Source organism: Roseivirga sp., assembly GCF_965216855.1.
In the GTDB taxonomy this organism is placed as follows: domain Bacteria; phylum Bacteroidota; class Bacteroidia; order Cytophagales; family Cyclobacteriaceae; genus Roseivirga.
Window position 1 is genome coordinate 822621 of the sequence record NZ_OZ244204.1, and the last position, 14046, is coordinate 836666.

At 41.7% G+C, this 14046-nt stretch carries 12 protein-coding genes; 5 read left to right on the top strand and 7 right to left on the bottom strand.

Going from position 1 to position 14046, the window contains the following annotated elements; genetic code table 11:
* Positions 1–57 precede the first annotated feature (57 nt).
* The gene (locus ACOOEY_RS03600; RefSeq protein WP_420387308.1) at positions 58–231 is read right to left on the bottom strand and encodes a histone H1; all 174 of its coding nucleotides are present in this window, start codon (positions 229–231) and stop codon (positions 58–60) included.
* Positions 232–330: 99 nt separating this feature from the next.
* A complete protein-coding gene (locus tag ACOOEY_RS03605; protein ID WP_420387309.1) occupies positions 331–1581 on the bottom strand; it encodes an aminotransferase class I/II-fold pyridoxal phosphate-dependent enzyme in 1251 nt (416 codons plus the stop codon).
* A 158-nt stretch (positions 1582–1739) separates the two neighbouring features.
* Between ACOOEY_RS03605 and ACOOEY_RS03610 the strand changes: the two genes are divergently transcribed.
* From ACOOEY_RS03610 to ACOOEY_RS03620, 3 genes are read left to right on the top strand one after another with little or no spacing between them, the layout of a single operon-like run.
* Positions 1740–3227 carry an acetyl-CoA carboxylase biotin carboxylase subunit gene (locus ACOOEY_RS03610; protein WP_420387310.1) on the top strand — a complete coding sequence of 496 codons (1488 nt, stop codon included), beginning with the start codon at positions 1740–1742 and terminating at the stop codon, positions 3225–3227.
* Between the two features lie 6 nt (positions 3228–3233).
* Positions 3234–4538, top strand: coding sequence for a DUF1015 domain-containing protein (locus ACOOEY_RS03615; RefSeq protein WP_420387311.1), 1305 nt, complete (start codon positions 3234–3236; stop codon positions 4536–4538).
* Entirely contained in the window at positions 4504–5076 is a 573-nt protein-coding gene (locus tag ACOOEY_RS03620) for a Maf family nucleotide pyrophosphatase (RefSeq protein WP_420387312.1), read from the top strand. The genes ACOOEY_RS03615 and ACOOEY_RS03620 overlap by 35 nt, the downstream gene beginning before the upstream one ends.
* Positions 5077–5127: 51 nt before the next feature.
* Here ACOOEY_RS03620 and ACOOEY_RS03625 read toward each other — a convergent pair whose 3' ends face one another.
* The 3 genes from ACOOEY_RS03625 to sdaAB are packed head-to-tail and all read right to left on the bottom strand — an operon-like array spanning position 5128 to position 8666.
* The gene (locus tag ACOOEY_RS03625; RefSeq protein WP_420387313.1) at positions 5128–6516 is read right to left on the bottom strand and encodes an efflux RND transporter periplasmic adaptor subunit; all 1389 of its coding nucleotides are present in this window, start codon (positions 6514–6516) and stop codon (positions 5128–5130) included.
* Between the two features lie 8 nt (positions 6517–6524).
* Positions 6525–7979, bottom strand: a complete 1455-nt coding sequence (locus ACOOEY_RS03630; protein WP_420387314.1) for a TolC family protein — start codon at positions 7977–7979, stop codon at positions 6525–6527.
* A gap of 9 nt (positions 7980–7988) precedes the next feature.
* Positions 7989–8666, bottom strand: coding sequence for an L-serine ammonia-lyase, iron-sulfur-dependent subunit beta (sdaAB, locus tag ACOOEY_RS03635; protein WP_420387315.1), 678 nt, complete (start codon positions 8664–8666; stop codon positions 7989–7991).
* Between the two features lie 82 nt (positions 8667–8748).
* Here sdaAB and ACOOEY_RS03640 point away from each other — a divergent pair, with 82 nt between their 5' ends.
* The gene (locus ACOOEY_RS03640) at positions 8749–9579 is read left to right on the top strand and encodes an aminotransferase class IV (RefSeq protein ID WP_420387316.1); all 831 of its coding nucleotides are present in this window, start codon (positions 8749–8751) and stop codon (positions 9577–9579) included.
* Here ACOOEY_RS03640 and ACOOEY_RS03645 read toward each other — a convergent pair.
* Positions 9557–10351, bottom strand: coding sequence for a thymidylate synthase (locus ACOOEY_RS03645; RefSeq protein ID WP_420387317.1), 795 nt, complete (start codon positions 10349–10351; stop codon positions 9557–9559). The two genes, ACOOEY_RS03640 and ACOOEY_RS03645, sit on opposite strands and share 23 nt — an antisense overlap.
* Positions 10352–10381: 30 nt before the next feature.
* On the opposite strand from ACOOEY_RS03645, the gene ACOOEY_RS03650 reads away from it, so the two are divergent.
* Positions 10382–12685 carry an efflux RND transporter permease subunit gene (locus ACOOEY_RS03650; RefSeq protein ID WP_420387318.1) on the top strand — a complete coding sequence of 768 codons (2304 nt, stop codon included), beginning with the start codon at positions 10382–10384 and terminating at the stop codon, positions 12683–12685.
* Here the strand turns inward: ACOOEY_RS03650 and ACOOEY_RS03655 are convergent.
* A complete protein-coding gene (locus ACOOEY_RS03655) occupies positions 12682–14046 on the bottom strand; it encodes a DUF5723 family protein (RefSeq protein ID WP_420387319.1) in 1365 nt (454 codons plus the stop codon). The genes ACOOEY_RS03650 and ACOOEY_RS03655 overlap by 4 nt on opposite strands.

Below are 14046 nucleotides of genomic sequence, written 5' to 3' on the forward strand. Positions count from 1 at the left end.
CATAAAAAAGCCAATCTTCACAGATTGGCTTTTTTATATAAATACGATCTAGATCGATTAGTTATTTTTGATGTTTTGTACATCAATTCTGATTTCCTGAGCTAGGTTCTTAAGCTCTTGCATTCCTTTTCTAACTCTGGTACCAGCAGCTTGGTTACCTTTGTCATAGAACTTTGCGAAATCATCCTCTAATGAATCTACTAATTCTTTCACTTTGCTAAATTGACTCATATTTATCGTGTTTTAAGGTTGTTGATAATATTGTTTAATTCAGAGCAATATAAAGCAAAATACTCTATTCACAACAACTGAGGGCCTTTTTTTTGATTTTTACTCCCCAAAAGCAAGTGCCAACTCTTCTTTTCTGTATTCACCAGAAGTCAGCTTACCTTTGATCGCCTCAAATGCTGTAATTGTCTCAGCTACATCATCTAACGAGTGCGCTGCAGTAGGAATAAGTCTCAAAATGATCATTCCTTTAGGCACCACGGGATAGATCACTACTGAACAGAAAATATTGAAGTTTTCTCTAAGGTCCTTGCTCAATGCAGCCGCCTCTCCTACAGTACCATTCAATACAACCGGAGTCACAGGTGACTCAGTAGTTCCTATACTGAAACCTTTCTCTTTCAATCCACTTTGAAGCGCATTGACGATTGTCCAGAGTTTTTGCTTGTGAGAAGGGTCATCACGCAACATTGACAATCTTTTCAATGCTCCAATCACCAATGGCATTGGAAGTGATTTAGCGAAAATCTGAGATCTCATGTTATACTTCAGAAACTTGATAATCTCTTTATTACCAGCTATGAAAGCACCGATAGCGGCCATAGACTTGGCAAAAGTAGAGAAGTACAAGTCGATCTCATTCTGACAGTGTAATTCTTCACCAGAGCCTGCGCCCGTTTCACCCATGGTTCCGAAACCATGTGCATCGTCCACCAAAAGACGGAAGTTGAATTTCGATTTGAGGTCTGCAATTTCCTTTAGCTTACCCAGGTTTCCGGTCATTCCGAAAACTCCTTCCGTAATCACCAGAATACCACCTCCTGTTTCTTTTACAATTTTAGAAGCTCTCTCGAGTTGCTTCTCCAGGTTTTGGATATCGTTGTGCGGGAACACAAATCGCTTACCCATATGAAGTCTAACACCGTCAATAATACAAGCATGCGACTCAGCATCATAAACGATTACATCTTTTCGGTCTACCAGTGCATCAATAATCGATAATACACCCTGGTACCCGAAGTTCAGCAAATAAGCAGACTCCTTCATAACAAAGTCAGCCAACTCCTGCTCCAGCTGCTCATGATAACTGGTGTTACCAGACATCATTCTGGCACCCATTGGGTAAGCTAACCCCCAATCGGCTGCTGCCTGAGCATCTGCCTCTCTGACTTCAGGGTGGTTGCCTAAACCCAGATAGTTATTTAAACTCCATGTAAGTACTTCTTTACCCATAAACTTCATGCGGGGAGCAATCTCACCCTCGAGTTTTGGGAACATGAAATATCCTTCTGAAACGTCTGAATGCTTGCCTAGCGGGCCTTGATTAGACAGTAGTTTTTCAAATAAATCCAACGACTTTGTGCTTTTAATAACCTTTTCTCACTTATTCAAAGAAGACGCAAAGGTAATATTATAATAACCATTTATCAAAAATAGAGTCATATATAAACGACTTTGAGGTTCCCTTTCCCAATATTATTAATTAGCATTGTAGGCGAGAATTTTATCCTATGCCAGAAGTGAAAATCAAGAAGATTCTAGTAGCCAACAGAGGTGAGATTGCCATCCGTGTAATGCGCACAGCCCGTGAAATGGGCATTAAGACTGTGGCCATATATAGTGATGCCGATGTGGCCTCTCCACACGTTAAATATGCCGATGAAGCGGTGAATGTAGGTCCGGCACCATCAAATAAGTCTTATCTCAACATGGATAAAATCATTGAGGTATGTCTGGAATTGAATGTAGATGCTATCCACCCTGGATATGGCTTCTTATCTGAGAATGCCACTTTCGCTAAAAAAGTAGCCGAAAAGGGCATCATTTTCATTGGCCCCTCTCCTGAAGCTATCGAAGTAATGGGAGATAAACTGGCAGCCAAGAATGCCGTCTCCAAGTATAATGTACCTATGGTACCCGGGGTCAATCATGCAGTCAGTGACCTGAAAGAAGCCAAAGAAATCGCTGACGAAATTGGATACCCTGTGCTCATCAAAGCCAGTGCCGGAGGTGGTGGAAAAGGAATGAGGGTGGTAGAAAAAGCTGAGGAAATTGAAGAGCAGATGCAAAGAGCCATGAGTGAAGCTGAATCTGCCTTTAGTGATAAATCTGTATTTATTGAAAAGTTTATCGGCTCTCCACGCCACATTGAAATTCAAATCCTGGGCGACCAGCATGGCAACCTTGTCTACCTGTTCGAAAGAGAATGTTCAATCCAAAGAAGACATCAGAAAGTAATTGAAGAAGCCCCTTCTGCCATTTTGACTCCCGAAAAGCGAAAAGCCATGGGAGAAGCAGCTATCGGAGTAGCCAAGGCCTGTAATTATTATGGTGCCGGTACCGTAGAATTTATTGTCGATGAAAACATCGATTTCTTCTTCCTTGAAATGAATACCAGACTACAGGTTGAACATCCTGTTACGGAAGAAATTACCGGCAAAGACCTGGTGAAAGAACAAATCTATGTAGCTGAAGGAAAGCCTCTAAGTTTCACTCAAGATGATCTTACAATTAATGGTCATGCGATTGAAATCAGGGTTTATGCCGAAAATCCGAAAGAAAACTTCCTGCCGGAAACAGGTAACCTTAAAACTTACAAGCTCCCACAGGGACCTGGTGTAAGAGTTGATGATGGCTTTGAAGAGGGCATGGATATTCCCATCTATTATGACCCGATGATTTCAAAACTCATCACTTATGGAGCCAACAGAGAACAAGCCAGAATGCGCATGTTAAGGGCTATTGACGAGTATGAAATCAGTGGCTTAAGCACCACACTCGACTTCTGTTCTTTTGCTCTCAAGCATGAAGCATTCATTTCAGGACATTTTGATACCAAGTTCGTACAAACCCATTTTAAACCTGAAATGCTCGACAATCATTCTGAAGAAGAAGAGCAGATAGCCATTGCACTGGCCGCTTTCTTACTTGAAGAGCAGAAGAAAGCCAGCAATGCTGTTGGAGAAGGTTCTTTGAGTAAATGGAAACTTAGAGCCTGAGAATAAATGGCAAAAATATTACCCTTCAGAGCCTGGAGATACAATGCACAGTTGTCTGAGTCAATAGACGAACTGACCTCTCCCCTGTTCGATGTAATATCTCAAAAGCAACGAGATGCACTCTACGAAACAGAGTACAACAGCATTCATTTGAGTGTACCATTGAGTTCAGCAAGCCCTGAAAAAGCCAGAGAAACGATTAATGACTGGAAAAAAAGGGGAATTATTGAACAAGACGCTATTCCTGGTATATATGTTTATTATCAGCATTTCTCTCTCCCTGGAAGCACAAAAGCATACATACGCAAGGGATTTGTCAGTTTTATAGAAGCGACCGACTGGGGTAAACCTGACTCTGATATTCTAAGGCATGAAAACACCATCCCCCATTCTGTTTCTGACCGGGTCGATGTATTGCGCGCGACCGAACTCAACGTAAGCCCCACGCATGGGCTCTATTTCGATCCCGAGTTCGAACTGGAGCATTATATGGATGAAAGTCAAAAGAATCCAATCTATGAAACTGAAGATTATCAGGGGGTAAAAGATGTTCTATCTGTTATCCATGATCGAAATATCATCCAGAAGTTCATGGATAAGCTTATGGAGCAGAAAGTTATACTGGCTGATGGTCATCATCGACTGGAGAGCTCTATTCAGTATCGCCATGAAATGATGGCTACACAAGATCACTCTGATGACAAGGGTTACAATTATCATCTGATGTACCTGACAAATGGTGAATCTGATGATCTAAGGATTCTGCCTACACACCGTCTGATACAAGGCATTGAAAATTTCGATCGGGCAGCATTTCTCAAGAAGCTTGAACCTTATTTCTTCTTCCGTCCGATCGAAAATCCATACGATATAGAAGAAATAATCCTGGGCAAGCAATGGGCCTTCGGTCTGCTCTTCGAGGATGAAACCATTAAGGTCAGGCTAAAACCTGAGGCGATCGATCTGATTGAATGGAAGTTTCCTGATGTTGTGAAGCAACTGGACCTGACGGTAATGCACTATTTCATCATTGAAAAGGCATTGGGTATTCCGGGCAAAGATCAGCGGGATTCAAGAAACATCACTTTCGAGAGAAACTTTGCTACCTGTCTCACAAAGACTATGAAACAAGAAGCACAGTTTGCCATTATCACTAAGGAAATCAGCATGGAAACAGTGAAGAAAGTCTGCCATTCAGGCTTCACTCTTCCCCAAAAATCCACCTACTTCTACCCTAAAGTGATTTGTGGCTATCTTTTCGGATCAATAAAAGACGATGAATTTACCATACCGTTTAATCCTTGGCAGTAAATCCCCCAGAAGACAGGAGCTGCTCAAAAGTCTGGATGTCGATTTTGAAGTTCAGGTTAGGCCGGTAGACGAAAGTTTCCCTGATGATCTTCCGGTTGAAGAGCTAGCTGAATTCATTGCCCAAAAGAAAGCCGAAGCTTTTGATACACTTGACAAGAATGAACTGGTTATCACCTCAGATACCGTGGTTGTGTGCGAAGGAAAGGCTTTGGCCAAAGCGTCTGACTACAGTGAGGCTGTAGAAATGCTACAGTTGTTGTCAGGTAAAACACATCAGGTAATCACAGGTGTGTGCCTTAAAACTCAAGAGCAGACTATTTCCTTCTCAGAGGTCACCCTGGTTCATTTCGATGATTTAAGCCGTGAAGAGATTGATTATTACATTAACCAATATAGTCCTTTCGATAAAGCAGGAGCCTATGGTATTCAGGAGTGGATCGGTATGATTGGCATCAAAGGTATTGAGGGAGATTATTATAATGTGATGGGCTTACCACTACACCGCCTTTACAAGGCACTCAAATCATTCATGACATAAAAAAAGCACTTCTTTCGAAGTGCTTTCTTCCATTGGTATTATGAGTCAATATTAATTCGTTGAAGCCACCGGAGTACCTGGTTTTTTACTTTCAGTTTTTTCTACCAGATCACCATTCTTCAATCTTTTGCTTACCACGAAGAACGGTCCTGAGATTACTGTCTGACCTTCTTCAAGTCCTGAAACAATTTCAATATTATCGAAGTCAGAAATACCTGTTTTCACTTCTACCATCTTCGCTTTTCCTTCTTCACTGATAAACACCACTTCTTTCAGATTATCTTCATTTGCCAAAGAGGTGTTAGCAGATGAAGGTGCTCCACCCTCTTCACCAGAACCGGCACCGGCTACTCTTCCATCCAATTTTGGGTTTCTGGTAGTTACCGCGGCCAATGGCACTGACAATACATTTTCTTTAGTAGTGGTTATGATTTCAACACTGGCAGTCATACCTGGACGGAATGGTGATGGGCCATTGATTTCAGAAAGCAACTCATTAAAGCTTTCATTTAAAATTCTGATCTCAACCTTGAATTCAGTCACTGCATCGGCAGAAGTCTTGGTATTAGCTGTATTGGCGATCTGTGTTACGATCCCCTTGAACTTCTTCTCCATTTGAGAGTATGAATCAACATCGATAATTGCAGTATCTCCTGCAGTTACACGGATGATATCATTTTCATTCACATCAACCTCCACCTGCATTTGGTTCAGGTCAGCAATACGCATCATTTCAGTACCCGCCATTTGTTGTGTACCTACAACACGCTCACCTTTTTCTACATTCAGGAGTGAGATGGTTCCACTTGCAGGGGCACGGATAATAGTGAAGCGGACGTTCTCTTCTGCTTCTGCTACAGTGGCCTGACTTGATTTTACGATATATTCAGAAGCCTTAACGCTTTCTACAGCGGCCTCTAAGTTGAATTTAGCAGTCAAATAGTTAGAACGTGCCGTCTCATAGTCAGCATCAGCAATAACGTTTTGCTTCTTCAATTCTTCCGCTCTGTTGAATGCCAACTCAGCCTGAGTCAATTGAGCTTCACTTCTTGCTTTGCTCGCCTTAGCCGAAGCCAGGTTAGCCAGTTGCTGATTCAGGTTAGCTTTTGCTCTGTCCAAAGCAGAGATCAAATTATCAGGTCTGATCTTAACCAGAATCATTCCTTCATTGACAAAGTCACCTTCCTCTACATTCAATTCAATAATTTCACCTGCTACATCCGGGCTGATAATAATTTCAGTCACTGGTTGTACTACACCTGAAGCGGTAACCTTTTCTACAATGGTCTTCTTGCTCACTTCAGCCATCTCTACTGCAATCGTCTTTGGCGCTCCAATAATACCGGCATTCTTAGCTACTACGGCCAGTACCACTATTGCGATAATTGCAATCAGCAATATCCAGATGATTCGATTTGATCCTTTTTTCTTATTAGCCATGTTGTTTGTTAATCTAAAGTGATAGGGTTACCTAAATAAAAATCTAAAATTTTAGCACGGAAAATGTATTCGTACTTCGCTCTCACTAAGTCAGTTCGAGCTGCAAATAAGTTGTTGTTGGCCACCTGATAGTCTACAAAGTTAGCTCCACCAACATTATATCGTTGCTCTGTGGCACGGAAAGACTCTTCCAGAGCGGCTACTCTTTTTTCAGAGGCTTCGTAAGACTTAAGAGCAGCCAAAGCAGTATTGTAAGCCGACTCAATATTTTGTCTTAGTGTATTCTTAACTGTTTGTGCCTGAATCTCAGCTCTTTGCTTGTTGATTTCTGCCCTCTGTAAATTGGCAGAGTTACTATACTTACTGAAAACTGGAACACTAAGGCTTACTCTAATGGATTGACCCAGGTTATCACCAAACTGGTCAGTAACACTGTATGAATCAGAGAAGACCGGAACAGTCTGAGTCTGAGGGTTAGACAGTACCGGATCGTTAGACCCCTGAACAAAGCCAATTGGCTGAGAAGGAACCGTTACGGTTTGCGAACCCAATAGCTGCCTGGCCTGATCAGAATAGTTGGTAGAAATACTTCCACTCAATGATAGTGATGGCAGGAAGGCTCCTTTTGAAATCTGAACATCAACATCACTGCTTTCAATACCGAGTTCGGCACTTTTCACATCAGGTTGATTATCCAGAGCTACTTCATAAATTCTTGATGGATCTTCCATGGCCAATTGTACACTCTGGATATCAATTTCAGGTGTTGCAATGTCCAGCGACTGTTCTGCGGGCATCTGCATGGCTTGCTTCAGGTTAAGCATCGCCAGATTCAAAGCATTCTCTGCATTGACCACCTGTACTTCGTTCGAAGCCAGTTGTGATTCCAGGTCCAGCTGATTGGTGATTGGAAGAGAACCAGCCTGAACTAATTTCTGGGTTCTTTCCAGTTGTGCTGCAGTTACTTCTTTCTGATATTTCGCATTCTCCAATTGTTCTTTATTCAGCAGAACGTTCAAGAAATTGGTAGCCACCTGAAGACCAATATCGTTTTTGGCCTTTTCCAAATCGAATTCACTGGCTTCCAGATTAATCTCATTTCTCTTAATCGTGTTGCGTAAAATACCACCACTATAGAGAGTCACTGAACTGTTAGCCGAAAAACCACCAGTAGTGAAATCCCTACTTACGAAGGAGTTAGACACAGGGTCAATACTTCTACCAAATGACTTACCAACGCTACCTCCAGCACTTAAGCTGGGGAGAAGTGCAAACTTCGATTGCTTTAAGGCAATTTCATTATTCAACTGATTGAGTTGATTGCTCCTCACATTGAGGTTATTCTCCCAAGCATAATTGATGCATTCTTCGAGAGAAAATGTTGTCTGAGCTCCCTGACCCCAGGCCAAATTGATGCATAAGAGCATGCTAAGCCCCAAAATTACTGTGTTTTTCAACTTCATCTTCCTTTTTTAAAAATCTATGTCTGGAATAAATATGACCTCATTTATCCAGGTTAAGTGTTTCAAATAATCGATTGTAATCTGAGGTGGCTTAGAGTCCATCTCAATGACGTGACATGCCTGGTCGTTCTTACCTTTTCTGTTCACTGACATGGAAGCTATGTTACACTCATCATTTGCCAGAATAGTGGCAATAAAAGCAATAGCTCCCTTCTTGTCGTTGGCCAAAAGTATCATGGTTGTAAGATTGGCATTGAACCCTACACCAAAACCATTAACTCCGCTAATTTTAATCACACCTCCACCGCGGCTTTCACCAATGACCTCTACCTTCTTTTCACCGCAACTAGCTACAACTTTCACTGTATTGGGATGCATGGTGTTTGCGTTTCCTACAGATCTGAACTTGAATTCAAACCCCATTTCATTGGCATGATCAAAAGCATTTCTTATTCTCTCGTCATCAGTTTTAAAATCCATTAGACCGGCAATAATAGCTCTGTCGCTACCGTGTCCCTCATAAGTTCTGGCAAATGAGTTGTAAAAAGTGATCTCAGCTTTATCAGGATGCTTCCCCAGAATCTTTCTGGCAACTCTTCCAATTCTGACTACTCCTGCTGTATGTGAGCTTGACGGACCAATCATCACTGGCCCTATCATATCAAATACACTACTTTGCTCTGCCATAGTTGCGCTAACTTATGCTTTCAATATTAGAGAAATATGCCCTACTTGATTTTCGATTATGTTTAAAAGGTGAATACCTTCCATGAAAGCAATATTTAACTCCCGAGTAATTGACACCTCCAAACCGCTCATTCTAACAAGTAATCGCGCATTTTGTTATGGAGACGGGCTATTCGAGACGATTGTTACAGGGCCCGACAGAATTGATTTAGTCCGGCTTCATCTGGACAGATTGGCCAGGGGCTGTAAAGTACTCCAAATGGACTTTCCGAAAGATTTGACTGAGGATTCTCTGCATCAGTTTATAGATCAACTGAAGAAAGAGAATAAGCTGGAAGGCTGCATTCGAACTAAGCTAGTGGTCTGGAGAAATGAGGGGGGCTTATATTCCCCTTTAGAAAATTCGTCTTCATTCTACGTGGAATGCAAAGCCACCGATAAACCAATCATTAGACATGAAGAAAGCATAGGAATATCATCATCAAGTCATACCTTGCTGAGCCCTATCTCCTTTGCTAAAACCACCAATGCTTTAACCTATGTACTGGCCGGTATTGAAAAAAAAGAACAGGAATTGGATGACATTATTCTCACCAGTTCAGGGGGCTTTTTATCGGAAACCCATATTGGCAACCTATTCTGGCTAAAGAATGGGCAGCTGTTTACCCCAAGCCTGAGTACGGGTTGTATAGAAGGTATTATGAGAAACTATCTTAAGAATGGCTTCCAAAACCAGGGAGTCCAGGTATCTGAGGTAGAGTCTGGTCCTGAAGTTCTTCAGGAAGCTGAATTGATTTTTAGTACCAATGCTTCAGGTGTTAACTTTTTCAAAAAGCTGGAAGGCTTAAATAAGGAATTCCTGCCACCAACCGATCAACTGACAGATCTGATTAAACAGCTACTTCAGCTTTAATGTGAGGATGCGGATCGTAACCCACCAGTTCAAAATCTTCATATTTAAAACTGAACAGATCTTTTACCTCAGGATTGAGCTTCATGGTAGGCAAAGGTCTGAAGTCTCTTGTCAACTGTAGTTCGGCTTGCTCATAGTGATTAGAGTACAAATGAGCATCACCAAATGTATGTACAAACTCTCCTGGTTTCAGATCACAAACCTGAGCAATCATCAACACCAGTAATGAATAGGAAGCAATATTGAAAGGAACACCTAAAAATACATCGGCAGACCTTTGATATAACTGACAGCTGAGTTTACCATTGGCTACATAGAACTGAAACATGGTGTGGCACGGAGGCAAAGCCATGTTGTCCACATCAGCCACATTCCAGGCAGATACAATATGCCTTCTGGAATCCGGTTTGGTTTTGATATTCTCTACCAGTTTGGTAATCTGGTCAATGGTTCCGCCATGACCATCAGGCCAGTTTCTCCATTGGTAGCCATACACAGGGCCTAAGTCTCCGTTTTCATCGGCCCATTCATCCCAGATTCTTACACCATTATCTTTCAGGTATTTGATGTTGGTATCTCCCTGCAAAAACCAAAGCAATTCATGAATGATTGATCGGAGATGTAGCTTCTTAGTAGTAATCACGGGAAAGCCTTCAGCCAAATCGAAACGCATTTGATATCCAAAAACACTTTTGGTGCCCGTTCCCGTCCGATCGCTCTTTTCCACACCATTCTCCAAAATATGTCTCATCAAGTCGTGATATTGCCTCATTTTCTCCGGGGTATTTATAGATTTGAACCAGTGAACAAATTAACAGAAAATGTGGGTAAAGAGAAGCCAGAAGTTCAGGAAAAAGAGCAGAACGGAGTACCCTCTGGTTTACTTGTTGTCTCACGAGCTAAATCACTGATTGCTCTTGGCCTGTTAATCGGTTTAACCATTCTCTTCTCAAGCCAACTGCATAAGCTCAAATTCAACTACAGCTTCAATAGCTTCTTTCCCGAAGGTGATGATGAACTTGAATACTATGAACAGTTCATCAAAGAATTTGGCCAATACAATGACTTCCTCTTCATTGTGCTCAAATCTTCAGCTCCGCTGGACACCAGCTTCATTCAAAAAACCGACCAGCTCAAAGTCAGTCTGGAAAGCTTACTACAAACAGAGAGCGTTATTAGCCCCTATGACCTGAAGGGTGTACAGATTACTCCACTTTCTGTTAATACCTATCCGTTGATTAACCGAAATGAACCGCCTGATCAACAAAAGCTGAAAGACCTTAATCTCTACGGCAATTTCTTTGGCAGAGACAATGAGTCTGTCATGCTCTTCCTAAGACATATTGAGTTCAATGAAAAGAAAGCCGGGGATTTGTATTACCAGGAAATTCTGCAAACTATTGCTGATTCGGGGTTCAGTGACAGTATAGTTTCCGGCAAGATTCAAATGCAGTATGACTTCACTTTGAAGCTTGAAAATGAACTGGGCAACCTCCTGATCGGCAGTATCATTGTCATTTTTCTGATACTCCTCATTCTGTTCAGAAGCATCAAGGGTTTGGTTCTCCCCCTTCTCGTGCTGATACTGACACTGGTATGGACTATGGGACTTATGGCTCTGACAGGCAAGTCTATTGACGTAATGGTAGTGATGATCCCAGCCATATTGCTAATCGTGGCACTTTCGGATGTTATCCACTTTATTCATAAATATGATAATCAGTTGGATAATGGTTTCCCTCCTAACCTATCCATCTACCTGACCATTAAAAGTATAGGCAAAGCCACTTTCCTTACTTCCGTTACCACAGCTATAGGTTTTCTGGGATTAATCTTTCTTCCCATAAAACCCATACAGGAATTCGGAATACTTACGGCTACCGGAGTTATACTGGCTTTCGTGATTACCTTTCTGGCTTTGCCGGCCCTACTTTTTTTCTTTCCAAAACGAGTGGAGCGTAAAGGCTATACTCCACTTTCCTGGACTCCCCTTCTGACCCGTTTATTCGAAAAGATTATTACTTACAGGAAACCTGTTCTTGGAGTACTGGCATTAGGGACTTTATTAATTATTGGTGCTATTCCAAAACTTACACGCTCAACCAGCCTCATTGTCGGGCTACAAAAGAATGAGCCGGAACTGCAAAAAGTAGCTTATTTCGATAAGTACTACGATGGCTATAAACCATTTGAACTGGGTATTGAACTGGATGAGGACAAAGACTTATTTAGTCAAGAAGTAATCCACAAACTCGACAGTTTAGAATCTTACCTGAGCAATGAATATGGTGTTCATCATATACAGTCTCCTTTAAATCTGATCAGGGAAATTAATGCAGGTATTCATGGAGGAGCTCGAAAGTACTTTTCCATTCCTGAAGCAAAAGACCTCAATACCATTGAAAGGGTCTATCAATCAAGAAGGCTAAGAACGGAACGTAGTAATGTTCAGGCAAAAGAGGGTAAAGTCATTAGACTATTGGGAAGAACCGAAGACCTGGGTAGTGGTCATTTCAGACCTAAGAACGAGGAATTAAAATCCTTTCTGGACAACATCAACGGAGATGGTTTCCATGCAAGACTCACCGGAGCCTCTTATCTCATAGACAAAACCGATGGATATGTTGTGCAATCGCTCTTGAAAGGTATTGGCTTTGCGCTGGCCTCTGTTTCACTATTCATTTTTATATTTTTCAGAAGTTGGAGACTGGCCCTGCTCACTTTAATTCCTAACCTGCTACCCATTGCCATTCTATTTGGACTTATGGGTTTACTGAACGTTCACCTGAATATCTCCACAGCAATCATCTTTACCGTTGCCTTGGGTATAGCCATTGACGATAGCATTCATTTTCTGGCCAGATATCAATTGGAAAGGCAAACCCATCAGAATTCCATAGCCATAAAAAATGCTTTTACCGGAACAGGTAAAAGCATTATTGTAACTTCTTTGGTAATCGTTCTGGGCTTCTCTGTTTTCCTGATTTCAGGTTTCTCAGCTGCCTACTACTTAGGTTTCTTTATTGTGTTGGCTGCACTGATAGCCGTTACCTTCGATCTAACCCTTTTGCCTATCTTATTACAAAAGAGACCTGATAAAAACTAGAGTTCATCGAGGTCAACAATGTCTGGCTTCTTGAGCCATTTCTTGTAACCGAACATTAAATTCAGTCCAAACCGGAAGTCAGCCTTAGAGTATTGTTCCGGCCGATTAGTCACCAACATATTGTCCATAGCCAAATAGAGCTGAACAGGTCCAATATTAGTACCCAGATTGGCCCCAATATTCATTTCGCTGTTCTCAGAACGATAGCTTCCCAAAATACCAACCACAAACTTTTCGAACCTGTGATTATATGACACGGCATAATTGGCAGGCATTTGATCTAATGCATTTCTCTTGAAATACAATAGTGAGAACCTGTCATTAGGTGTGGCATACAGAGAGGCAGACAAATACATTCTTCTGGCCATGGTGGTAGAGAATGGATTCTGAGTTTCATTGGAAGTAAACTTATTAGCGATACTATCCTGAATTGCCTGCTCAGTATCATCCTGATTTCGCAGGTTAATTCCTGTAAAGGTAAACTCTGTATCTTCTGTATTGTAGTTTCTAACCTGCTCAGTCCAATCGATCTTACCAATATCATTCACTGCTGCTTCAACCTCTAACCATCTGAGAGGCTTAAAACGCGCACCAATATCAAAGGCAATAGTTTGGTTATCGTTAGACAGCATAAACGAAGTCATATCGGAAGAAGAGTAGTCATCCGAGTTGGTAAAATAATCCAACCCAGCAGTATTTACCGTTCCGTTTTCTACCTGAATCTGCCAGCTGTAGTCATTAGCATCCGTGGTTAACCTGAATGAAGCATCTTCCTGAACAGAGGCATGGTACATGCCTGTTACCAGCTTCACCCTTGCTCCCACTATCAGCTTGTCTCCCAAAAACTTACGTGCATAGCCAAAACCTATTTCATGGTAGGCATCCATTCTCATGGTACTACCTGAGAAATCCAGTGTTCCTCCAATTCGATTAGAGTTACCATTGGCCAAAAACTCTACCAGGTCCTTATTATAAACAAAATCAATATTCGATCTGATATTGGCGAAAATAGAGAAGCCTCCTTTCTTGGTTTTGAAGCCCAGGTGCAGAAGGTTGACATCTGCTTCTACATTGAGGTGGTTACGCTCAAGAGCGACACCGTTCAATACATCAAAGTTGACCGTGAAATTATTTTGTCCCGGCTCTTTGTATAGAAGTTCCTCCAGCTTCACATCGCCCTGAATGGTCAGCCCAACGTTGGTCGGAAGACCGAGAGTAAAGCTATTGTCAGGGATGAAAGCTGGTTGAAAATTCGAAGTCTGCGGAACTATATCGCGCAGCTGATAGAAAGACATGAATCCCTGAGCTGATGCCACAGCAGAAACAAAACAGATCGTTAGTGTTAGTATAAGTTTTTTCAT